The following is a 21,902-nucleotide window of genomic DNA, read 5'->3' on the forward strand; positions in this document are numbered from 1 at the left end:
AGAAGTGACTTCGTTTTTCGATGAGTTATGTATAGGATAAAACTTAAAATCAGTGTAAAATGGGAATTGATGTAAGTCTAGTGAGCTAAAGTAGCTCTTTTTGAAATAGACGGAAGGATGAAAAAAACCATGTCTCAAATCAGATTATTTATGTATACGGATGAACACTATGAGCAATGCGATGCCTTTATACTTCCGGAAGAACAAGTTCAATTTACGACTTTCCCGACTCGTGTCGTAACGGAAGCGTTAGAAAATCCAGATAAGTTTCCTGTCGTCATCAAAAAAGACTTGGAAGTCGTCGGCTTTTTCATCTTGCACTTAAACCCCCCGAAAACGCATCGGACAGAAGAACAAAGTGTTCTCTTACGTGCATTTTCGATTGATGCTAAACATCAAAAACAAGGGTATGCCAAAGAAGCGATGTTGCAGCTACCAAAATTCGTTCAGCAACACTTTCCACAAGTAACTGCCATTACATTAGCTGTCAATAAAAAAAATATCGCGGCTAAATCGTTATATTTTAAAACCGGTTATGTAGATACGCTCCAATCAGTCATGGGACCAATCGGCGAACAACACATACTCGCTTTTAGCTTGCAAAAAGAAACGCAATTAGAGCGTTGAGTACCATCGAAAAGGCTTGAGATACAATCGGATGATTTTGAACAGGACGAAATTAAAGAAGGGATTGCGCATCGATTTTAGATGGCAATCCCTTCTTTAATTTTTTTTAGAGCAAATCACGTGTTTCGGACTCTCGGTCTAAAAGTGCTGTGCTTTTTATATTTACAATTCGTAGATCGCAATATCCGCTGTCAAATCACCGATTAACGTAATATCCTGACTCGTTGATTTCGGGAAAATGCGAGTGGAAGCGACAGCTTCACCGTCATTCAAAAAGATTTCGATTGATGAGCGATCAACGAATAGCCGTAGTTGATGTAACGGTTGTTCTAATTGAACAGTACGTGTCGTACCGTAATCGACAGCAGGAACTTCAGCGCCAGAACGACTACGATCAAGCGTAAAGCGTTGTGTCATCGCATCATAAGTTAGGACGGTTGCTTCCTGGTCAGCGGCTCGAACATGTATCTCGAACTGCGTTGTTTGAAGTGCTAAGTTTGATAGATCGAGTTCAAATGTCTCTGCTTGGGCCATCACCATCGCATGATTAATTTCAGTAGATTGCGCGTAAATTGTACGTTTTCTAAGAAGATCGAGTTCACGGACAGGCAATTGTTTCAAACGTCCTTCCTGCAACGTCAGTTCACGTGGAAGTGTTAATGCATGAGCCCAGTTATACATGTCGCTCGGGTATGAAATGTCTGGTAAGCCCATCCATCCGACTAAAATCCGGCGTCCATCTGCTGCTTGCGTCGTTTGGGGGGCATAAAAATCAAACCCGAAATCGAGTTCTGAGAAGGCATGGTGTTGATACGTTAACTCAGGCAAAGCTAGTTTTTCCCCAATCATGTATCCGGATTGGAAAATGTTTTGATAAGCGTCCCCGTCCGGCTCAATGCCTTGTGGGCTGAATAATAAAATACCTTTATCGTCGAGCTCGAAGTAATCAGGACATTCCCACATGTAGCCAAAGTCAGGGTATTGTGTCTTCAACTCTCCGAGGAACGTCCATGTTTCAGTATCTTCCGACTGATAGAGGACGGTGCATCCCGTTAAATCGTCGCGCTGAGCTCCGATGATGCAATACCATGTACCAGACGCTTCCTGGAAGACTTTCGGGTCGCGAAAATGTTCTGTATAACCTGCAGGAACGTTCGGAATCGCAGGAGGTAAGTGTTTGTCGATGCGACCATCCGAACGCAAATGACCGACGATTTGACTTGGATGCCGTACCCAATCTGCATCGCGTTTGTTTCCTGTATACATAATATGGACAGCATCATCCTTAATGAAGCCGCTACCTGAGTATGCACCATGGGAATCTGCATCATCGTTCGGAATAAGTGCCGCGCCTTCGTCAAACCAATGGACTAAATCTTTTGATGTCATGTGGTACCAATACTTTAGACCATGAACAGGTCCAAGTGGGAACCACTGATAAAATAAATGATACGTTCCGTCGTGATATACAAAACCGTTCGGATCGTTTAGGAGACCGGTTGGAGGTTGGATATGGTAAGAAAACCGCCAAGGAGAATTTCTTACTTCTTCCTTCATTGTTTGATAAACTTCCGGTGCGATATCTGAGAGGGGGCGATAGCGTGCCTCGCGTGTCCACTGATTCATGCTGACAGCTCCTTATGCATTTATTTATATTTTTTCTTCTATTTGCTTACATTACGGAGAGCGTTCCCTCTTGTCAATGTCTAATGTTAGCGATGGAACGTCAATCGACCTTTACCAAGTTTTTTAGAATCATATAGTGCAATATCAGCACGGTGGATGACTTGTTCAACCGATTCGTTTAATCGTCGCGTCGCAATTCCGATACTTACCCCAATCTGAAGTGTGGATTGATTGATGACATAGGAATCTGAAAGATACGCTATGATTTCTGTTCCGTACTGATCGAGTAAATCAAAGGATACGACATCGTTCAAAACGATTAAAAATTCATCTCCGCCAAGTCGTGCGATCATACTGTTCGGGCGTCTCATCTGGCTTAAACGTTCAGCTACTTCTTTTAATAATACGTCACCTGTCTGATGTCCAAATCGATCATTGATTGCTTTGAAGCCATCTAAATCAATATAAAGATAGATTTCGGGCGTTTCATTTAAAGAAATCTCATGTAAGTAGTTCGACAGTCCGTTTCGGTTCGGTAAACCGGTCAGCGGATCGATGAGCGCTAACGTCTCATACGTCGTTCGTTGCTGTTCTGTATCAGACAGCTGAGCAATCAGTTGACGTAAGGCAACCGATAGAACGGTGATTTCTCGAATTCCTTTATGGGACGGGATTGAGATTGAATGATCGTGTTGCATCTGCTCAGCAGCCAATGTAATTTTCTTGAGTGGTTTCGTAATGAGTTGCGCGATGAACCAACCGATGACGGCAGTAACGATGGAAGCAATCAGTCCAGCGAAAAAAATAAATTTCTTCAATAGGATGGCGTCGTTAAAAGCGATTTCACTTGGTTGACGGACAAGAATCGTCCAGCCGAGACCATCGTAGTTTTTGTAGCCTTGGCTTTTAGTCGAGCCGGTCAAATAGACATTTCCATCAGACCATTCCGATACATGATAACCGGACTCGACGGGTTCGACGAGATTCTGTGGGAGCGCTTTACCGCGCCACTCATTCGGTCCGAGTAAAACAGTCCGTTGATTTTCGCTGACGATGAAAAATTCTAAACCCTCGATTTGTTTGGTTGAACTCTTAAAGCTTTGTTCGATTTCTTTTGCCCAGGCGAAGCTCAGGTGCGCTGCAAGGACGCCAGTCAATCGACCATCAGTGAATAAAGGGGTGCTGATATCAACGAACTGTAAAGGTTCATTACTCGGATTGGGAAGCAGTTTTGCAAGCAAGACGGCATCATGGACATCACCAATGAATGGGCGTTCTGTCGCTTCTTGGAAGACGGGGCGTGATTGAATCGATTGCCCTTCTAAGATTTGATCCGTCGAAGCACGCACTGTACCGTTCGCATCGAGTAGACCAATCCAAGAGAAATCAGGAATTTGTTGCTGAAGTTGTTCTAACGTCGTTCGCGTGACAGGGAGGTCTGCTGAATTTTTAAGCGTCGGAAGCGTAGCAAGTAGATTAACTTCTGCTGCCCGTGACCACATGTAATGGTCGAGTTTATCAGACAACTGGTAGGCAGTCGCAGACAACGTCATTCCGACTTCTTCTTTTAGGCGATCTGTTGCACGGTCACTAATAAAAAAGGTTAAACATAAGGTCATTGTAAAAAAGAGTAGGGCAATTAGCATTGCAAGTAACACATCAAAACGAATTGATAACTTTTGCATCTAGTGAGCTCCATTTCACCTGTAAATATACGATGACGTATTCTACTTTATTTTATCATAGTTCCTCGACAGGTCTTGAAATTTGACGAAAACTTCGACCTCCTGGTTCGTATTAGAAATACTTTTCTGTTCGAAAATATAACTTAGTTTCCGCCAAAAAGATTGTCCGATTTGATTTTTTGGAAGAACAGCTAAACGAATGACGTCTTTGTTCTTTAAATAGCGTTCATGAAAAGTATGATAAAGGATTGTACCGACTCCCTGGTGATGATAGCGGCCATCAATCAAAAAGAGACCAATCCAAGTTGATCCGTCCCTTGGATGTTCAGGCAAATAGTCGATAATTGCAAAAAATCCCGCATCACTTCGACATAGAAGACTGACGGTTTCGGGGTTAAGGAACTCTTCTGTGAATGCTTGACGAGTTAAAGGAAGTTGACGATTTTCTAGCTGAGCATATGCCAGGTTGTGATTAAAAATGGTTTGAACATCTTTAAAGTGGTCCGGGGTGATTTCAATAAACGTAACGTCCATGTCGAACCTCTCTTTCATCAATTTCGTAACATTCAATGCTTTTATTATACAAAGAGCAAGTGGGTTTTGATTACATAATTGTAAGAAAAGGAACTTTTTCTTTTATTTCCCGTACAATGTAAAGGTAGAGTAAAAAAATGAGGAGGCGAAAAAAATGTTGAAGATTGAACATATCTCGAAGCGGCTCGGAAAAGAGCAAATCCTAAAAGATGTCAGCTTTGAAGTTGCACCCGGAGAAGTCTTTGGATTTTTAGGTCCGAACGGTGCAGGGAAAACGACGACAATTCGAATCATTACAGGGTTGTTAGAGCAGGACGAAGGTAAAGTGACCGTGAATGGACATGATGTCGTCGAGGAGCGTTCGAAAGCATTGACGCAAATTGGAGCGATTGTCGAAAATCCGGCATTTTATCCGTATATGACAGGGAAGCAAAACCTCGTTCATGCGAAAAACTTAATTCCAGGTTTAGGTGAAGTCGACTACGAGGCACTTTCCCGTCTCGTTGGGCTGGAAGGGAAGCTGTCGAAAAAAGTCGGCGAGTATTCTCTTGGGATGAAACAACGTTTAGGAATTGCCCGCGCTTTATTACATAATCCGCGTGTTCTCATTCTCGATGAACCGACGAACGGGCTTGACCCAGCCGGAATCGCAGAACTGCGTGAGTATTTACGGGCGATGGCTCGGGATCAACAGATTGCGATTTTAATATCGAGTCATATGTTGGGTGAAATGGAGCAGATTAGCGACCGGTATGCCATCATCGATCAAGGTGTCATCAAATCTGTCGAATCCGTCCGCAATGAGACGGGATCGAAAATTTTATTACGTGTTGCGACGGAAGAAACGGAAGACGTACTTGAAGCACTTAAAGCAGCAAACTATCAAGCGGATCTGTGGAATGATCGAATCGTCGTTACGGCTCCTGAAACGGCATGCCCGGCAATTGCTCGCCTAGTCGTTCCGATTGCTGATTTACACGAGTTAACCATTAAACGGATGACGTTAGAAGAACAATTCTTGCAAGTCACGAAAAAAGAGGGGGATTCACATGCTTTCACTCATACAAAATGAATGGATGAAATGGTGGACGATGAAAAAATCGAAAATCGTATTGGCCTTGTATGTACTCGTTACGATTGGAATCATCATAATCGCAAAGACAAATGATATCGATTTTACGCGAAGTGAATTTTATTCAATCACGTCGATGGTTTTAATTGCACTGCTTGGTATCATCACAATCGTCTTCACAGCTGAAGCGATTGGTAATGAAGTCCGGTATGATACGATGAAACATTTATTGATGAGTCCATATTCTCGGATGACGATTTATTTCTCGAAATTAGCGTTTTCCGTTCTCATCATGCTCGGTCAGTTCCTGTTTATCGTCCTGCTTTCATACGCATTGTCATTTACGTTCTCTGAAGCTGGAGACCCACTCGTCATGCGGGATACCTGGTTACAACTGGTAGGTCCAATCTTTACGATTTTCATGACGTTATTCTTTTCGCTCGTTTTCCGCTCCGTCGGAATGATCATCGGTTTTACTGTACTTGCTCAGTTCTTTACTTCGATTGCCGGGAACGTCTTGCTTGCCTTTAAACCAGAAATCGCGAAATGGATCGTCTTCATGCACCTCGATTGGTCGATGTACTTCGATGGTTCACTAATGGCAGAGATGGCTAATCAAATGGATACGACATTGACATTCTCCGTGCTCTTTGTACTTGCGCATATCTTAGTATTGCTCGGTGGATCAATTTTAATCTTCCAAAAGAAATCATATACGTAAAAAAATCCCGTCCTCATATGATTCGTGAGGGCGGGATTTTTTTAATTACTTCACTCGATTGGAAATCGGGAAAATCCGCTGGAAAAACTCGATTAATGGACCATTCAATAACAAGAACACAAAGGTTCCGACACCAATTCCAATCAATTCGTGTTCGACGATGGAAAGAACACTTGCGATGAGGAAAGGGATTGCTAAGCTGATCGTCGCACCGATTGTCGTACTGTTAAAACGACTGATTAACGATTTCATTAAGTAATCAGGCGGCATTAAGACGAAACCGATTTGTAGATAAAGGGCGAGACCTAATGAAATCATCGGCATCCCGATTATCATATAAACCGAACGGGTTACAAGGTTCGATGGCACATAGAGTAACTGATGAATAGCTAAGAAAAAGTCAATCGCAACACCAAATAAAACGACGAGCGAAAAACTTAAAATAATTGTCCACCAACTAAAACGACTTCCTAAAGCGAGAGCGCTGGCGAGCGCGAAGATATGCAGACAAACGATTGCTAACCCGACCGTTAAAGGTGAAATTCTCGCTAAAGCTTCGCTGGCGGAAGTCCAAGGAGCACTCCCGATTGCGGCGGTGACCATAAAGCTGTTCCCTAAGGCGTTGATGATGATAGAAAATAAGTAAATCGTAATTCGTTTTTGTTGACTCATGGTGGAACGTAGCAAGTGATGCTACGCTTCTCACCTCCTTTTCAGACAGTTTTACGTTAAGGTATACCCTAAAAGTGTTGACTCTTTTCATGGAAATTCAGGAAACCCCATTGCGAAACCTTTACTGGACACGACATACTGAAAACAATTCAAAGAAATGGGGAGTGACGATGACTTATTTTGGTCAGAAAATTTTACCGTCCGTCAGGAAACTTGAGGACTTTGAAAAAATGCTGAAAAGTCCGTATGAATACGGAGTGTTACTCGAGATGCACGTCTCGCGTTTGAAGTCGGTTTATGAATTAGCCAATCGATATGATAAAAAAATGTTTTTGCATATGGATTTAGTTCAAGGACTAAAAAATGATGAATATGCGACGGAGTACGTCTGTCAGGAATTAAAGCCATATGGTGTCATTTCAACGAAAGCGAGCGTCATCTTAAAGGCGCGTCAAAAGAAAGTTAAAACGATGCAACGGATGTTCCTGCTCGATTCCAGTTCACTCGAAAAAAGTTATCAATTGATGGAGCGGACTCAGCCTGATTATATCGAAGTGTTACCCGGATTGATGCCAAAATACATTGAAGAAGTTAAACGAAAAACGGGACGACTCGTTTTTGCGGGTGGGTTGATTGATACGGTCGAGGAAGTAGAACAAGCGATCGCAGCGGGTGCGTCGAGTATTACGACGTCCAATAAAGAGTTGTGGCGACATTTTGAACCTGAACGATGAAAGCGCTATGATAAAACGCACAAAAAGTGTTTGACAGCGTTTTCATCGATTGTTATAGTGACATTAAGTTAATACACAGTGACGGAGAAATCGGAGATTCACGCTTTTATTCCCTTTGAGTAATTCTCAAGAGGGAGGAAGTGTGAATCTCTTTTTTTTGTTGCTATTTTTATAAAAGGGGGAATAGAACATGTCAGCAGTACTAGCAGAATTTTTAGGGACAGCCTTACTTGTTGCGTTAGGTAACGGAGTCGGGGCAGGGGTTTCGCTATCAAAGTCGTATGCTAAAGACGCTGGATGGATTGTCATTACGTTTGCTTGGGGATTTGCGGTAGCGTTGTCCGTCTATGCCGTCGGTCAGTTCAGTGGAGCCCACTTGAACCCTGCCGTCACACTCGGATTAGCCTTTGACGGTTCATTTGCTTGGGCAGATGTACCAGGATACATGATCGCGCAGGTCTTAGGTGGAATCGTCGGTGCCAGTATCGTTTATCTTCATTACTTACCGCACTGGGCAGAAACAAAAGACCCGGCAACAAAATTGGGTGTTTTCGCAACGTCACCCGCTATTCCACATACATTCGCAAACGTAGTCAGTGAATTGATTGCTACGTTCCTGCTCGTCGTCGGAATCTTATCGATTGGTGCTAATACGTTCTCGGATGGTTTGAATCCACTCATCGTCGGCTTTTTGATTGTTAGTCTCGGTATGTCATTCGGGGGAACGACAGGCTATGCAATGAATCCGGCACGTGATTTAGGACCGCGGATCGCACACTTCATTTTACCGATTGCAGGAAAAGGATCATCGAATTGGGGTTACGCTTGGATTCCAGTACTCGGTCCCGTATTAGGCGGAAGCTTAGGTGGATTATTTTATCGGTCTGTTTTCTCAGGCAAGGATACACCGGCCTTCATTATCGTCGGACTTGTGACAATTGTCATTTTAGGTTTATGCTATAAATTCGGTATTCGTCCGAATAAAGAAACGTCAGTAGCGTCAAAGTCAGCTTAACTTACTAGATACAAAGGATGGGGAAGAGATGGAGAACTACATTTTATCATTAGACCAAGGAACAACGAGTACACGAGCGATTCTGTTTAACCAAGCAGGGGAAATCGTTCATTCCGCCCAACGTGAATTCACGCAGTATTTTCCAAAACCGGGTTGGGTCGAGCATAATGCGAATGAAATCTGGGGTACAGTCCTTGCAGTTGTCGCAACATGTTTAACAGAAGCGAACGTAAAAGCGAATCAAATCGCTGGAATCGGGATTACGAACCAACGTGAAACAGCAGTCGTTTGGGAAAAAGAAACGGGTAAGCCAATTCACAACGCAGTTGTTTGGCAATCCAGACAGACAGCTGAAATCTGTGAAGAGTTACGTGAAGCGGGTCATGGTGAATTGTTCCGTTCAAAAACTGGTCTTTTAATTGACGCTTACTTCTCAGGTACAAAAGTCAAGTGGATCCTCGATCACGTCGAGGGGTCACGAGAACGTGCAGAACGAGGAGAACTCTTATTCGGAACGATTGATACGTGGTTGATTTGGAAGTTGTCAGGTGGAAAAGCGCACGTGACAGACTATTCAAATGCCAGTCGGACATTGATGTACAACATTCATGAACTGAAGTGGGATGACGAATTACTTGAGATTCTTGATGTGCCTAAAGCCATGCTTCCTGAAGTCCGTCCGTCGTCTGAAATTTATGCGAATACAGCAGGTTATCATTTCTTCGGTGAGTCGGTTCCGATCGCTGGAGCAGCAGGCGATCAGCAAGCGGCATTATTTGGTCAAGCTTGTTTTGAAAAAGGAATGGCGAAAAACACATATGGTACAGGATGCTTCATGTTGTTGAACACAGGAGAAAAACCAGTCGTTTCGGATCACGGCTTATTGACGACGATCGCTTGGGGTGTCGACGGAAAAGTCGAATATGCACTCGAAGGAAGCATCTTCGTTGCCGGATCAGCAATTCAATGGTTGCGCGACGGCTTACGTCTCATTAATGATGCGAAGGAAACGGAAGCTTACGCAAAACGTGTCACTTCTTCAGACGGCGTCTATGTCGTTCCGGCATTCGTCGGACTCGGGACACCTTACTGGGATAGCGACGTCCGTGGAGCAGTCTTCGGCCTGACGCGTGGAACAGAAAAGGAACACTTCATTCGTGCGACACTCGAGTCGCTTGCGTATCAGACACGCGATGTCTTGACGGCGATGGAGCAAGATTCAGGAATTGAAATGTCAGCACTTCGTGTTGATGGTGGTGCTGTTAAAAATGATTTCTTAATGCAGTTCCAAGGCGATATCATCAATGCACCAGTCGAACGTCCGGAAATCAATGAGACGACGGCACTTGGTGCTGCATATCTTGCAGGACTCGCAGTCGGATTCTTTAAGGACAAAGAGCAAATCGCGGCACATTGGAAAATGGATCGTCGTTTCGAACCAGAGATGGATGGAACAGAAAGCGATGCATTATATGACGGATGGAAAAAAGCTGTCCAGGCAACGATGTTGTTTAAATGATGTGACATATGTTATATTGGGTATAAGTTAATAAACCGGTCGGAGAATATGGAGAGACCACAACAGCAGTTGGCATAGTCAGCTTGTTCGTTGTGGTCTCTTTTTTTCTTTTTCGAACCTAACAGGAGGAACTATTCATGGCTAACCAATCTTTTTCAAGCAAAAACCGTACAGACGTCTACAATCGATTGACACGTGAAGAACTTGACATACTCGTCGTCGGTGGCGGAATTACAGGCGCAGGAATCGCACTCGATGCTGCGTCACGCGGCATGAAAATCGGTCTCGTTGAAATGCAAGACTTTGCAGCCGGGACGTCAAGTCGTTCAACGAAACTCGTCCATGGTGGTTTACGTTACCTGAAACAATTTGAAATTCAAATGGTCGCTGAAGTCGGGAAAGAACGAGCAATCGTCTATGAGAACGGACCACATGTTACGACACCGGAGTGGATGTTACTACCGATGCATAAAGGTGGTACATTCGGACCGTTCAGTACGTCAATCGGACTCCGTGTCTACGATTTCCTAGCGGGTGTCAAACGTTCAGAATGGCGTTCGATGTTATCTGCAAAAGAAACACTCGCAAAAGAACCGTTAGTCAAACAAGACGGATTAAAAGGTGGCGGCTATTACGTCGAGTACCGGACAGATGATGCACGATTGACGATTGAAGTCATGAAAGAAGCCGTCAGTCACGGAGCACGTGTCGTCAACTATACGAAAGCTGAAGAAATCATCTACGAAGCAGGTAAAGTCGTCGGTATGCGTGTGACAGATCTCTTAACAGGAGATGTTCATGAAATCCGTGCTAAAAAAGTTGTGAATGCGACAGGACCATGGGTCGATGAGTTACGTGAGAAAGATGGTTCAAAAGTCGGGAAACAACTTCGTTTGACAAAAGGGGTTCACGTTGTCATCGACCAATCTAAGTTCCCACTCAAACAAGCAGTCTATTTTGATACACCAGACGGTCGGATGATTTTCGCGATTCCACGTGACGGTAAAGCATATGTCGGAACAACCGATACGTTCTTCGATAAAGATACAGCGCATCCGAAATTCACTGTCGAAGATCAAGATTATGTCTTAGACGCGATTCGCTACATGTTCCCAGAAGTCAAAGTCACGGCGGAAGACGTCGAGTCAAGCTGGGCTGGTGTTCGTCCATTGATTTATGAAGAAGGGAAAGATCCTTCTGAAATTTCACGGAAAGATGAAGTATGGCAGTCAGAGTCAGGACTCATCACAATCGCAGGTGGTAAATTGACAGGATACCGCAAAATGGCAGAGCATGTTGTCAACCTGGTCGCGAAACTATTAAAAGAAGAAACGAACCGTGCCTATGCGCGTTGTTCAACAAAAAATATGCCAATCTCAGGTGGACATGTCGACGGAGCAAAAGGTTTCGAACGGTTCTTGAAATCGCAAGCACCAGCAAACGGACTCACTTCAGAAGAAGTCTTGTTCCTTGCGCAACGTTACGGATCAAACATCTCTGAAGTATTGACGTATGCTGCAGCTTACGATCAAGCAGAAACAAAACTTCCGCGTGATGTCTATGCACAGCTCCATTATGGAATTGAGCAAGAAATGGTCGCACGTCCAATCGATTTCTTTATTCGTCGGACTGGCGCTGTCTTCTTCAATATCGCTTGGGCACGTCAGTATAAAGACGCAGTCATCGAAGAGATGAAACAACACTTGAACTGGACGGAAGAACAAACGAAACAGTATACAGAAGAATTAGAAATTGAAATTAACGATGCGTCACACGCACTCGTTACTGAAACAGCTTCTGCCGCTAACTGAATGAAATAAGTGTGTAATGCCCCCGACGACACGTCGGGGGCATTTGAGGTTGTAGACAAATGCTTATGAAGCGTGAACATGCGATATCGAGATGCTATCAACTCGCGATTCCCTGTCCCGCCTCGTTTTCCAAGTGGCAATCGATCGCGCCGCTACAGCAAAGTTGCAGGAGCGCGACCGATTGCTTTTCGCGGTCTAAAGCGATTCAAGACGGATTGTGCTCTAAACCGTATGCATGCCTTTCCCTCACGGTATCACCTAAAAAGCGTCACGTGTCGTTGACTCCTACGGGTGAAAGTGCGTGTTTAACGCACTTTCAGAGGCAGGCAAGACCCTGCTCGTTGTCCATTAGGATCAAGGCGCAATGGCTTGCGCCTCACCCGAGGAAAGCAACGAAAAAAAACGCTTTTATTTCTCGAGATTACTTTATCTACACGTTGTAATGCTCCCTACAATACGTCGGGGGCATTTTTCCATGACTTGAAATCAGATTAATTGCAAGAGGTGTCGCTGAGGATTATGCTTAGTCCATACTGAAAAATCAAAGGGAGTTGGAATGAAATGAAAGTAGAAGTATGGTCAGATTACGCGTGTCCGTTTTGTTATATCGGGAAAAAACGTCTAGAAAAAGCAATTGAAGCGAATGGAATGAAAAATGTCGAGGTCGAATTTAAAAGTTTTGAACTCGATCCGAATGCACCGGCTGAACCGACGAAAGGATTATATGAAATTCTTGCTTCGAAATACGGTACGACAGTCGAGGAAGCACGTAATATGTCACAAGGCATCGTTGAGTCAGCGAAAGCTGACGGATTAATGTACGAAATGGATCGTGTCGTTCCTGCCAATACATTTGAAGCTCATCGCTTGACTCAACTCGCGAAAAAACATGGTAAAATGGATGAGATATCGGAAGCACTCTTTCAGTCTTACTTCATGAAAGGGGAGAACTTGAACGATCCGTCAATCTTGACGCGCGTTGCGCAGGAAGTCGGACTCGACTCAGAAGAGGTTGAGGCATTCCTTGCATCAGATACTTCAACAACTGAAGTCCGGGAAGAAGAAGATATGGCACGCGAACTTGGTGTGACAGGAGTTCCCTTCTTCGTATTTGATCGTAAATATGCGATTTCAGGGGCGCAACCCGTTGAAGCGTTTAGCCAAGTGATGGACCGGATTCAAGCGGAACAAAAGATTGAAGTCGTAGCAGATGGTGATGCTTGCGGAGTCGATGGTTGTAACTAAAATCCAGGCTAACAAAAGGAGAACGTACCCTACATGAAACTTATCTTTCACCCTGAAATTCGAGATGCGCGGATTAACCTTGCTGTCGAAGAATTCATCTTGAATAACTTGAACGTCAATGAAGAAGACTATTTTTTATTTTATATCAATGGTCCTTCCATCATCGTCGGAAAAAATCAAAACACGAATGAAGAAGTCAACTTGAAGTACGTCGAGGATCATGGCATTCACGTTGTGCGTCGTCTATCTGGTGGTGGAGCGGTTTATCACGATGAGGGAAACTTGAACTTCAGTTTCTTGACGAAAGATGATGGTGATTCGTTTAATAACTACAAAAAGTTCACGGAGCCTGTCGTGCAAGCCCTTCACAAACTGGGCGTGGAAGCTGAGCTATCTGGGCGAAACGATATTCATGTCGGAACGCGTAAGATTAGTGGGAATGCTCAGTTTACGACCCGTGGGCGGATGTTTAGCCACGGGACATTGATGCTTGATTCGAATATTGAAGAAGTCGTCAATGCGTTAGTCGTCAGCGAAGAAAAAATGCGATCAAAGGGAATCAAATCAGTTCGTAGTCGTGTCGCCAATATTTCTGAATTCTTAACTGAACCGTTGACGATGGATCAATTCGTTGATCATCTGCTCGCTTCGATTTATGAAGGAAAAGAAATCGAGCGTTATACGTTGACGGAAGCAGACTGGGAAAAGGTTAATGCGATTTCAGCAGAACGGTATGGCAACTGGGACTGGAACTTCGGCAAGTCTCCGAAGTTTGATGTCATCCATAAAAAACGTTTCCCGATCGGAACGATTGATTTCCGGCTTAATGTTACGAAGGGCATCATTCAAGAAGCGAAAATCTATGGAGATTTCTTTGGTGTCGCGGATGCCTCGGAAATTGCTCAAGCATTAGAAGGAAAACGATACGACCGTGCGTCATTGCGGGAAGTATTAAGTCAGTATGAATTAAAAAAATATTTTGGTGCTGTCGAACTAGACGAAGTACTCGACGTTTTAGCATAAGCTTTTTTGGGAAAACTCTCTCTATCAACTTGCATAGGGGGAGCTTTTTTTATGGGCTACAATAAAGATAACTTTTTAGAAGGTACGTTAGAGGATTTCATCAATTTTGAACAGGTCTCAGAAGGGTTACCAAAAACAGAGGATAATCAACCGCTCCCTTACTATGAACGTGACGATTATCGTGCGGCCGGGAAATTAAAAGGCAAGGTCGCAATCATCACTGGTGGTAATTCCGGAATCGGACGTGCCGTATCGCTTGCCTATACGCTTGAAGGTGCGAAAATCGTCATCGCCTTCTATGGCGACCAAGAGGGCGCGGAAGAAACGAAAGCGCGTGTCGAAGAGCTTGGTGGGGAAGTGCTCCTGTCTAAAGGAGACATTGGAGACGCAGCTTATTGTGAAGAACTCGTTCAAAAAACAATCGACAAATTTGGCCGCCTCGATATTGTCGTCAATAATGCGAGTATGCAAAAACCAGAAGACTCGCTTCTCGATATTGAAGACAAGTCGCTGGAGAAGACATTCAAAACAAATATTTTTGGAATGATGCGTCTTGCACGTGCTGCTTTACCACACCTCAAGCAAGGATCTGCCATCATCAATACAACATCATCAACAGCATATGAAGGCAATGCCCTTCTGATTGATTATTCTTCAACAAAAGGGGCGATCGTCAGCTTCACGCGAAGTTTATCCATGAATCTCGCAAAACAAGGGGTTCGTGTCAATGCTGTCGCACCAGGTCCGATTTGGACACCGTTGATCACGGAGACGTTCCCGGATGAATCGGTAAAAACGTTTGGTAAAAATACACCGATGGATCGACCGGGCCAACCGGCAGAAATGGCATCCGCATATGTGTTCTTAGCATGTAATGATTCGAGCTATATGACAGGACAAGTGCTTCATCTCAATGGTGGTGTCATCGTCAACGGATAATGATAAAGAACGTGAAAACGTTTCCATAAAATGATATACTATCCATACTAACGCAAGCGTTATGTATGGTTTTTTTTGCGTAAAAAATGAATGGTTGTTCATTTGAAGGGGGAAGTTAATGATGATGGGATTGATTCATTCTGTAGAGGAGACCGCCCGGAGAAGTCCGGATGCAGTCGCCTACGTCTTCGAAGACACGAAAGTCAGTTATCATGAGTTTGTCGAGAAGTTCTACCGGGCAGCAGGGGCATTAGAAGCGAACGGGATTCGCAAAGGAGATCATGTTGCATTGATACTTGGGAACAGTCCAGCGTTTTTAGTTGGGTATTATGCCATCATGAAGCAAGGGGCGATTGCGATTCCAATCAACCCAACATATACACCGGATGAAATCGGGTACATTTTGATGAATGGGGACGTTAAAGGAATTCTTGGGATCGCTCCGCTCGTCGAAGCAGCAAAAGCACGGTTAGTTCATTTACCGAACTTATCCGTTGTCGTATCGGTGCCGTTTAACGGGGTAATTGGCCCAAGCGAAAAAATCGGGAATGTTGAATTTACGACGTTAGAAGACTGGCTTTCCATCGAACATCCGGTCAAAGACGTGATGAATGAACTCGATGATACGGCAGTCATTTTGTATACGAGCGGAACAACAGGGAAACCGAAAGGCGCCATGCTCTCACACCGTAACTTAACATCAAATGCACAATCGATTGGTGAATACTTAAATGTGTCAGAGCGCGACCGGACGCTCGCTGTGTTACCGATGTTCCATGTCTTTTGCTTGACGGTCGTCGTTAACGCTTCACTTGCACACGGAGCATCAATCATCATTGCACCACGTTTTTCACCGCAAGAAACGTTTGAACTGGCGAAAAAAGAGCAAGTTACGATTTTTGCCGGCGTACCGACAATGTATAATTTTCTTCTTCAGACGGTTCAAGCCCACCCGCATTTTGCAGATTACTTTGCGTCGAGCCGATTATTCGTTTCCGGTGGAGCGAGCTTACCGGTTCCTTTACTTGAATCATTTGAAAAGACGTTCAACTGTCACATACTAGAAGGATACGGCCTATCAGAAGCCTCACCCGTCACGTGCTTCAATCCGTTAAATGGAATCCAAAAGCCGGGGTCGATCGGTCCGTCCATCATCGATGTCGAAAATAAAATTGTGAACGAACTCGGACAAGAATTACCGGATGGTCAAGTCGGAGAGTTAATTGTCCGTGGACCGAATGTCATGACGGGCTATTATAAGATGCCGGAAGAGACACAAGCGACGCTACGCGACGGTTGGTTATATACGGGAGATCTCGCGAGAAGAGACGAGGACGGTTATTTTTATATCGTCGATCGGAAAAAAGATATGATTATCGTTGGTGGTTACAATGTCTATCCACGTGAAGTCGAAGAAGTGCTCTATAAACATCCAGGGGTCGTCGAAGCTGCCGTAATCGGTGTACCAGATGAAGAGATGGGAGAAGCCGTCAAGGCATTTATCGTGTTAAAAGATAGCGTCACAGAAGCAGACCTTCTCGATTTTTGTGCGATTTCACTCGCGAAATACAAGTGTCCGACACGTCTCGAATTCATTGATCAATTGCCACGCAATACGACCGGAAAAATTTTACGGACCGTGTTGAAAAAACAACCATCCAATTCATGACATCCTTCTTAACCGACGACGTTCAAGCGTGAACATCGTCGGTTTTTTAGTCTATTCATGAAAATGAGAGGTTTTTGAAGGCGCGTTTGAGTGCATATACTCTAGAGAGGAGGACGATAAAATGAACATTGCATTGATTGCACATGACGAGAAAAAAGATGAGATGATCATGTTTGCCCGGGCCTACCAGGACTATTTAGCAAAGAATCAATTGTACGCCACGGGGACGACAGGGAAGCGGATCGTCGAAGCGACGGCGCTCGACGTACACCGCTGTAAATCTGGACCACTTGGTGGCGATCAAGAAATTGGCGCGATGGTTGCTCGAGGGGAAATTGACATCGTGATCTTTTTACGTGATCCGTTGACGGCACAGCCTCATGAACCGGATGTATCGGCCTTGATTCGCTTATGTGATGTCTATGACTTGCCGTTAGCGACAAATGTCGGGACGGCTGAGATTTTAATTAATGGGCTTGAACAAGGTGATTTTAAATGGCGTGAAATTATTCAAAAGCGACGGGAAGAGGAACAAGATAAATTTTCTTCGTAACAAACTGCTTGAGAACGCTTCTCATTTTCGTTTCATCGTGTTATAGTCGTATTGAAGATGATACTGATTATCAATTGCGATAGAAAAGGGCGGCGAAAACAATGGAAATCATTTTAATGACAGGTGTCACGGTCTTACTCGGTGGAGGAGCAACCTTCTTAGCACATATTGTAAAGACGGAACGTCGTCATATTGCGACAGATGTTAAAACGAACGTAGAACGTGCAACCTATCCATCGTTGCGCCTCGTAAAATAAATAGTGTTACTGACTAAACGCGCCTCTTTTTGGATAAAAGAGGGCGTTTTTTTCACATTTGGAGTGTTCTCACATAATTGTGCGGAATTCCTTTGATACACTACAAAAAAAGGACTTAGTCAGGAGTGACAGTGATGCATACGATTTATTTAGTGGATGATGAAGTGAATCTGAACCGCGTGCTCGTAAAATATTTAGAACAAGAAGGATGGCAAGTGAAATCGTTCACCTCTGGGGAAGCGGCAGCTTCAGCGATTATTGAAAAGCCTGATTTATGGGTGCTCGATATTATGTTACCGGATATGGACGGATTTCAGTTGATTAAACGAATCAAGGCACATGATGAGACGACACCTGTTATTTTCATCTCTGCCCGAGACGAAGATATCGACAAAATCATCGGCTTAGAAATGGGCTCGGATGATTACATCGCGAAACCGTTTTTGCCAAGAGAACTTGTCATTCGTGTCAAAAAAATCTTAGCGCGCGCCTATGCGACACCAAAAACAGGAGTGATTCAGTATGGCGATTATACAATCTATCCTGAAAAACGAGTCATCGAAGAAAATGGTCAAGAAATTGATTTGACCTCAAAAGAGTATGATTTGTTGATTTTATTTGCGACACAAATCGGGACGCCAATGTCCCGTGAACAGATTCTTGTCAGTGTCTGGGGTGATGATTACTTTGGTTCCGATCGTGTCGTCGACGATTTAGTTCGACGAGTCCGGAAAAAATTATCCAAACTTGAACTAGAGACGATTTATGGGATTGGCTACCGGTTGGTGTCTGCATGAAGAATCGGAGTTTGGGATTTCAGATTTGGGCGATGTTTCTACTCGTCATCGCAACGCTCTCGATCGTTATCCTTGTCGTCATGCGGTCATCGATTGGAAACTTTATTGATGAACAGGTCTATTCGACGTTAGAAAACAGTGAAGTCTTCTTTTCAAAAGATGCTTCTGTCATCGACATGTTGCAGGACAATCCAATTGAATTTGATCGTCGAAAACAGGAGTCGCGTTCCGTTAATATTTTGTTGCTTTCGAAAAATGGGAAACTCTATTATGGGGGAGCCCCGCAACAATTGATTGATCAGATGTATCGTGATGCGATCAATCAAAAAGCAGAAACGGAAAAATATACGACGCAACTTGATAAAGAAGACGTCTATTACAGCATTCTCAAGATAGAATCGGAAGGGGAGACGTATTATCGTGTCTCTTATGTCTGGGATGCCTATCGTCAAGAACTGATTACGCAATTGTTTTCAAAAATTGGCTGGGTCGTCGTAATTGTGAGTATCTTGACATTGTTCATCGCTTTTTGGTTAGCACGTCGCTTGACGCAACCATTGATTGAAATTGAAGGTGCAGTCGGAAAGATTGCAGCGCAACAGTGGAATACGCCACTTCCTCTTGATCGCGGAGATGAAATTGGTCGTTTGGCACGATCGGTCAATGCCATGCGCGTCGATTTAGAAAAGCAGGATAAAGCACAAAAAGCATTGCTACAAAATATTTCACATGACCTGAAGACACCAATCATGGTCATTCGCAGTTATGCACAGTCCATTTCTGACGGGATTTATCCGGATGGTGATTTGACGGGTTCGGTCTCGGTAATTGAGGAAGAGGCCGAGCGGTTAGAAAAGAAAGTCGCTGCCTTGCTTTATGTGACGAAATTGGATTACTTTGAATTAGATCGTTCTACATGGGATACGATTGATTTAGACCGAATGGTTCATTTACTACAAAGTCGTTTTTCAAGTACAAAGCCGCTTTCGTGGACGATTACAGGGGAAGCCGGTCTTGTACTTGGCGAAGGAGAACAATTACGGGTTGCACTTGAAAATGTAATTGATAATGCGATGCGATATGCTGAGACATCGATTGATATTCGTTTATCCGGGACCGAAGAGATAGCTCAAATCGAGATTGAAAACGACGGTCCACCACTCGATTCATCATCACCACTTTTTCATCAATTTTCACGTGGTAAAGAAGGTAAATTTGGTCTAGGTCTTTATATCGTAAAACGTATCGTTGAGCGTCATGACGGGGAAGTTTCAATCGAGAACCAAGCAGTGGGAAATGGAAAAGATAAAGTTTGTGTGATTTTCAAATTCCCACGTCATTTTAAGCCAGAGATGGACCAATCAACGAAAGAACTTTAAAAACGAGATAGCGATATCTCGTTTTTTATATTGGGAAATATCGAACAGTCGAGGGCGTACAGGTGGGTTCTTTGATATAAACAAAGTAATAGAAGAAGGGAGATAGTAGGATGCCACATAACATCACGGAAGAAACGTTAGCTCTTATTCCTCAGTACGGTCAATACGGGGAACCGCAAACACTACTTATTAAAGAACGGTCGGAACTTGTGCTCGAAGGACATCCGATCAAACTGATTGAAGAATCATGTTTGTATTTTGGTTCTTCGATGCGAGGAAGAATTGAAGCAGCACGACATATCTTAGGACCAAACCGAAAAACGCCGGTTTTAATTGATTGGCAAGCACAAACCATCTTCTTTCCGACGACAGCTAAAGAAAAGGCGGAGTGCATCTGGATTAACTTTAAACAAATGAAGACCGTTAAGAAGAGTGGCGGAAAGGTGCAAGTCGAGTTTCAAACAGGACAGCGGATTGATACGGCCGCATCTGCCTATAGTATTGAACGACAGCGGATTAAAACCCTAGAATTAGCTTACGAAATGCAACGACGCTTCCAGGGGACGGGACATGAACACGTTTAAAAAGTGCAGAAAAGTGGAACACTCTAACAGGAAACGTTACCAATGAGAGCGAAATGAACTTGAGTAGAAACTGAATGCGCATTGAAGGGGAGGTGAAGCGGCCGATCTGGTCGCTACACGATGAATGAATCATATGAATGGTTAAACCGTAGAAAATTACAGCCGGGCTTCGGTGTTAATGGAGGACGCCGTTTTATTAGTTCACGGATCGTCCGTCCAGAAAACACGCCCGGCAAACGAATTAAAGATATTAAGCGAACACGCCAACTCATCGTCGACGAGGCAGGAAATCGACGTTGGGTGACAAAGCGAGTAGTCGTCACAGATGCATCAAAACATATGACGATTAACCGCCGCACATCGATTGCGCAAAAAGAAGTAACAGAATCTCGCTTAGAGCAAGTGAAGCAAAAATTATCTTCGAAGAAAGTATTGATTCCCGTTTTAGCGGCGACAGGGCTTGCCGTTGCCGGAGGGGTACTCGCATATGTACTTCGTCGCAAAAAAAGAAACACTCCCGAGAGTGAATAAACAAGCGTATAAGAAAAAAGCCGCGTCCCTCATTTAATCCAGGGACGCGGCTTTCTCTATACATAACCTATCTTAAAGGAAACGTTTTCGAATCGAAGTTGAGAGTGCTTTCTCTGCAATTTCTTCGAGCTGTTTCAAATTCGTCGCGTCAAAACTATCATTATAGAAGCGACCAACGAATTCGACACGATCATAATCGAGTTCCTTGAAAATCAAATGCTTGTGGTCATCATAAAAGACGACACGGAAGTAATCAGAACCGCGCTCTAATGTGACGAGTCCTTTAATATGTTCGAGTTTCTTTTGCTCGTCAGACTTTTCTTCTTCAACCGGTTCCTCTGCAGTTTTCGCCTCTGCTTGTTCGAGTGCCGATTTCACTAAATCAGGTTTCTTATCTTGTTCTTCAGTCATAATTATCGCCTCCATCTTTCATTTTACATGGAAATGGACAGATGAGAAAGAAAAATCCCTCACGGTTCCTGATGAGCCTCACAAATCCGTAAGACGTTTAATGCACCAATTCGTAAGCGCTCCATCAAACGTTCAGCTACAGCTCGATTGGAAAGTGTCTCATAGATGGCCACTTCCATCAACTCCATCCAGCGAAAGGCGTGTTGCTGTTCAATTGGTAAGAGTCGGTGAATCATCGCTAAATTCGTCCGCGAATCATCTAACTCATATTGGCGTGGACCACCTGTTAAGTGTGTCAAAAAAATAACTTGCGCCTGCTCGACACGTTGACGATCATCAGGAAAAATCGGACGAAGTATGGGGTCGGCATAAACAAGTTGATAAAAGCGAGCGACTAGCTGTTCAAGCATCGGTTGTTTTCCGATGTCATCATATAGCATGGTATTCCTCCTGTCTAACTAATTTTAATTGGCTTCAGTGTAGCAAAAATAAGTAGAA

23 protein-coding genes are annotated in these 21,902 nt (G+C 43.8%); 17 read left to right on the forward strand and 6 right to left on the reverse strand.

Annotated features, from left to right (window positions below):
• Positions 1-129 precede the first annotated feature (129 nt).
• A complete protein-coding gene (locus KNP98_RS03215) occupies positions 130-627 on the forward strand; it encodes a GNAT family N-acetyltransferase (protein WP_088836469.1) in 498 nt (165 codons plus the stop codon).
• Between the two features lie 162 nt (positions 628-789).
• Here KNP98_RS03215 and KNP98_RS03220 read toward each other — a convergent pair whose 3' ends face one another.
• From KNP98_RS03220 to KNP98_RS03230, 3 genes are all read right to left on the reverse strand, one after another.
• Entirely contained in the window at positions 790-2,253 is a 1,464-nt protein-coding gene (locus KNP98_RS03220; RefSeq protein ID WP_088836470.1) for a glycoside hydrolase family 32 protein, read from the reverse strand.
• An 86-nt stretch (positions 2,254-2,339) separates the two neighbouring features.
• Positions 2,340-3,938, reverse strand: a complete 1,599-nt coding sequence (locus KNP98_RS03225) for a sensor domain-containing diguanylate cyclase (RefSeq protein WP_088836471.1) — start codon at positions 3,936-3,938, stop codon at positions 2,340-2,342.
• Between the two features lie 42 nt (positions 3,939-3,980).
• Positions 3,981-4,472 carry a GNAT family N-acetyltransferase gene (locus KNP98_RS03230; RefSeq protein WP_088836472.1) on the reverse strand — a complete coding sequence of 164 codons (492 nt, stop codon included), beginning with the start codon at positions 4,470-4,472 and terminating at the stop codon, positions 3,981-3,983.
• Between the two features lie 154 nt (positions 4,473-4,626).
• Here KNP98_RS03230 and KNP98_RS03235 point away from each other — a divergent pair, with 154 nt between their 5' ends.
• Together KNP98_RS03235 and KNP98_RS03240 are read left to right on the forward strand one after the other, a co-directional pair.
• A complete protein-coding gene (locus tag KNP98_RS03235; protein WP_214810688.1) occupies positions 4,627-5,544 on the forward strand; it encodes an ABC transporter ATP-binding protein in 918 nt (305 codons plus the stop codon).
• Positions 5,522-6,265 (forward strand): ABC transporter permease, encoded by a 744-nt coding sequence (locus KNP98_RS03240; RefSeq protein ID WP_088836474.1) that lies wholly within the window; start codon positions 5,522-5,524, stop codon positions 6,263-6,265. The genes KNP98_RS03235 and KNP98_RS03240 overlap by 23 nt, the downstream gene beginning before the upstream one ends.
• A gap of 45 nt (positions 6,266-6,310) precedes the next feature.
• Here KNP98_RS03240 and KNP98_RS03245 read toward each other — a convergent pair whose 3' ends face one another.
• Positions 6,311-6,952, reverse strand: coding sequence for a YczE/YyaS/YitT family protein (locus tag KNP98_RS03245; protein ID WP_239456834.1), 642 nt, complete (start codon positions 6,950-6,952; stop codon positions 6,311-6,313).
• Positions 6,953-7,107: 155 nt separating this feature from the next.
• Here KNP98_RS03245 and KNP98_RS03250 point away from each other — a divergent pair, with 155 nt between their 5' ends.
• The 14 genes from KNP98_RS03250 to KNP98_RS03315 all read left to right on the forward strand — a co-directional run bounded on the left by KNP98_RS03250 (position 7,108) and on the right by KNP98_RS03315 (position 20,993).
• Complete coding sequence (locus KNP98_RS03250) at positions 7,108-7,671, forward strand: glycerol-3-phosphate responsive antiterminator (RefSeq protein ID WP_088836476.1); 564 nt, start codon at positions 7,108-7,110, stop codon at positions 7,669-7,671.
• Between the two features lie 190 nt (positions 7,672-7,861).
• The gene (locus KNP98_RS03255; RefSeq protein ID WP_214802676.1) at positions 7,862-8,686 is read left to right on the forward strand and encodes an MIP/aquaporin family protein; all 825 of its coding nucleotides are present in this window, start codon (positions 7,862-7,864) and stop codon (positions 8,684-8,686) included.
• A 28-nt stretch (positions 8,687-8,714) separates the two neighbouring features.
• Positions 8,715-10,205 carry a glycerol kinase GlpK gene (gene glpK, locus KNP98_RS03260; protein WP_214765506.1) on the forward strand — a complete coding sequence of 497 codons (1,491 nt, stop codon included), beginning with the start codon at positions 8,715-8,717 and terminating at the stop codon, positions 10,203-10,205.
• A 137-nt stretch (positions 10,206-10,342) separates the two neighbouring features.
• Positions 10,343-12,016: a glycerol-3-phosphate dehydrogenase/oxidase gene (locus KNP98_RS03265; protein ID WP_088836478.1), complete on the forward strand. Its 1,674-nt coding sequence runs from the start codon at positions 10,343-10,345 to the stop codon at positions 12,014-12,016.
• 561 nt (positions 12,017-12,577) lie between these two features.
• Positions 12,578-13,261, forward strand: a complete 684-nt coding sequence (locus KNP98_RS03270) for a DsbA family oxidoreductase (protein WP_088836479.1) — start codon at positions 12,578-12,580, stop codon at positions 13,259-13,261.
• Between the two features lie 33 nt (positions 13,262-13,294).
• Positions 13,295-14,284 (forward strand): lipoate--protein ligase, encoded by a 990-nt coding sequence (gene lplA / locus KNP98_RS03275; protein WP_029332843.1) that lies wholly within the window; start codon positions 13,295-13,297, stop codon positions 14,282-14,284.
• Positions 14,285-14,335: 51 nt separating this feature from the next.
• Entirely contained in the window at positions 14,336-15,223 is an 888-nt protein-coding gene (locus KNP98_RS03280; protein WP_159172707.1) for an SDR family oxidoreductase, read from the forward strand.
• Positions 15,224-15,347: 124 nt separating this feature from the next.
• Positions 15,348-16,892: a fatty acid--CoA ligase family protein gene (locus KNP98_RS03285; protein WP_214810806.1), complete on the forward strand. Its 1,545-nt coding sequence runs from the start codon at positions 15,348-15,350 to the stop codon at positions 16,890-16,892.
• A 121-nt stretch (positions 16,893-17,013) separates the two neighbouring features.
• Positions 17,014-17,445: a methylglyoxal synthase gene (locus KNP98_RS03290; protein ID WP_088836481.1), complete on the forward strand. Its 432-nt coding sequence runs from the start codon at positions 17,014-17,016 to the stop codon at positions 17,443-17,445.
• A 101-nt stretch (positions 17,446-17,546) separates the two neighbouring features.
• A complete protein-coding gene (locus tag KNP98_RS03295; RefSeq protein ID WP_167331094.1) occupies positions 17,547-17,702 on the forward strand; it encodes a hypothetical protein in 156 nt (51 codons plus the stop codon).
• Between the two features lie 131 nt (positions 17,703-17,833).
• Positions 17,834-18,499: a response regulator transcription factor gene (locus tag KNP98_RS03300; protein WP_088836482.1), complete on the forward strand. Its 666-nt coding sequence runs from the start codon at positions 17,834-17,836 to the stop codon at positions 18,497-18,499.
• 11 nt (positions 18,500-18,510) lie between these two features.
• Entirely contained in the window at positions 18,511-19,878 is a 1,368-nt protein-coding gene (locus tag KNP98_RS03305) for a HAMP domain-containing sensor histidine kinase (RefSeq protein WP_239456836.1), read from the forward strand.
• Positions 19,879-19,988: 110 nt separating this feature from the next.
• Entirely contained in the window at positions 19,989-20,462 is a 474-nt protein-coding gene (locus KNP98_RS03310) for a competence protein ComK (RefSeq protein ID WP_034801199.1), read from the forward strand.
• A 120-nt stretch (positions 20,463-20,582) separates the two neighbouring features.
• Complete coding sequence (locus tag KNP98_RS03315) at positions 20,583-20,993, forward strand: hypothetical protein (protein WP_029332849.1); 411 nt, start codon at positions 20,583-20,585, stop codon at positions 20,991-20,993.
• A 72-nt stretch (positions 20,994-21,065) separates the two neighbouring features.
• Here KNP98_RS03315 and KNP98_RS03320 read toward each other — a convergent pair whose 3' ends face one another.
• Both KNP98_RS03320 and KNP98_RS03325 read right to left on the reverse strand, forming a co-directional pair.
• Positions 21,066-21,404 carry a hypothetical protein gene (locus KNP98_RS03320; protein WP_029332850.1) on the reverse strand — a complete coding sequence of 113 codons (339 nt, stop codon included), beginning with the start codon at positions 21,402-21,404 and terminating at the stop codon, positions 21,066-21,068.
• A gap of 59 nt (positions 21,405-21,463) precedes the next feature.
• Positions 21,464-21,844: a truncated hemoglobin gene (locus KNP98_RS03325; RefSeq protein WP_088836484.1), complete on the reverse strand. Its 381-nt coding sequence runs from the start codon at positions 21,842-21,844 to the stop codon at positions 21,464-21,466.
• Positions 21,845-21,902: the final 58 nt, after the last annotated feature.

Origin of the sequence: Exiguobacterium sp. s127 (genome assembly GCF_018618695.1) — a bacterium.
Classification (GTDB): Bacteria; Bacillota; Bacilli; order Exiguobacteriales; family Exiguobacteriaceae; genus Exiguobacterium_A; species Exiguobacterium_A oxidotolerans.

What these genes read in the sequence shown, in the direction of transcription:
- KNP98_RS03215 (WP_088836469.1), top strand. Translation starts at nt 130, where the DNA reads ATGTCTCAAATCAGATTATTTATGTATACGGATGAACACTATGAGCAA.
- KNP98_RS03220 (WP_088836470.1), bottom strand. Translation starts at nt 2,253, where the DNA reads ATGAATCAGTGGACACGCGAGGCACGCTATCGCCCCCTCTCAGATATC.
- KNP98_RS03225 (WP_088836471.1), bottom strand. Translation starts at nt 3,938, where the DNA reads ATGCAAAAGTTATCAATTCGTTTTGATGTGTTACTTGCAATGCTAATT.
- KNP98_RS03230 (WP_088836472.1), bottom strand. Translation starts at nt 4,472, where the DNA reads ATGGACGTTACGTTTATTGAAATCACCCCGGACCACTTTAAAGATGTT.
- KNP98_RS03235 (WP_214810688.1), top strand. Translation starts at nt 4,627, where the DNA reads ATGTTGAAGATTGAACATATCTCGAAGCGGCTCGGAAAAGAGCAAATC.
- KNP98_RS03240 (WP_088836474.1), top strand. Translation starts at nt 5,522, where the DNA reads ATGCTTTCACTCATACAAAATGAATGGATGAAATGGTGGACGATGAAA.
- KNP98_RS03250 (WP_088836476.1), top strand. Translation starts at nt 7,108, where the DNA reads ATGACTTATTTTGGTCAGAAAATTTTACCGTCCGTCAGGAAACTTGAG.
- KNP98_RS03255 (WP_214802676.1), top strand. Translation starts at nt 7,862, where the DNA reads ATGTCAGCAGTACTAGCAGAATTTTTAGGGACAGCCTTACTTGTTGCG.
- glpK (WP_214765506.1), top strand. Translation starts at nt 8,715, where the DNA reads ATGGAGAACTACATTTTATCATTAGACCAAGGAACAACGAGTACACGA.
- KNP98_RS03265 (WP_088836478.1), top strand. Translation starts at nt 10,343, where the DNA reads ATGGCTAACCAATCTTTTTCAAGCAAAAACCGTACAGACGTCTACAAT.
- KNP98_RS03270 (WP_088836479.1), top strand. Translation starts at nt 12,578, where the DNA reads ATGAAAGTAGAAGTATGGTCAGATTACGCGTGTCCGTTTTGTTATATC.
- lplA (WP_029332843.1), top strand. Translation starts at nt 13,295, where the DNA reads ATGAAACTTATCTTTCACCCTGAAATTCGAGATGCGCGGATTAACCTT.
- KNP98_RS03280 (WP_159172707.1), top strand. Translation starts at nt 14,336, where the DNA reads ATGGGCTACAATAAAGATAACTTTTTAGAAGGTACGTTAGAGGATTTC.
- KNP98_RS03285 (WP_214810806.1), top strand. Translation starts at nt 15,348, where the DNA reads ATGGGATTGATTCATTCTGTAGAGGAGACCGCCCGGAGAAGTCCGGAT.
- KNP98_RS03290 (WP_088836481.1), top strand. Translation starts at nt 17,014, where the DNA reads ATGAACATTGCATTGATTGCACATGACGAGAAAAAAGATGAGATGATC.
- KNP98_RS03295 (WP_167331094.1), top strand. Translation starts at nt 17,547, where the DNA reads ATGGAAATCATTTTAATGACAGGTGTCACGGTCTTACTCGGTGGAGGA.
- KNP98_RS03310 (WP_034801199.1), top strand. Translation starts at nt 19,989, where the DNA reads ATGCCACATAACATCACGGAAGAAACGTTAGCTCTTATTCCTCAGTAC.
- KNP98_RS03315 (WP_029332849.1), top strand. Translation starts at nt 20,583, where the DNA reads ATGAATGAATCATATGAATGGTTAAACCGTAGAAAATTACAGCCGGGC.
- KNP98_RS03320 (WP_029332850.1), bottom strand. Translation starts at nt 21,404, where the DNA reads ATGACTGAAGAACAAGATAAGAAACCTGATTTAGTGAAATCGGCACTC.
- KNP98_RS03325 (WP_088836484.1), bottom strand. Translation starts at nt 21,844, where the DNA reads ATGCTATATGATGACATCGGAAAACAACCGATGCTTGAACAGCTAGTC.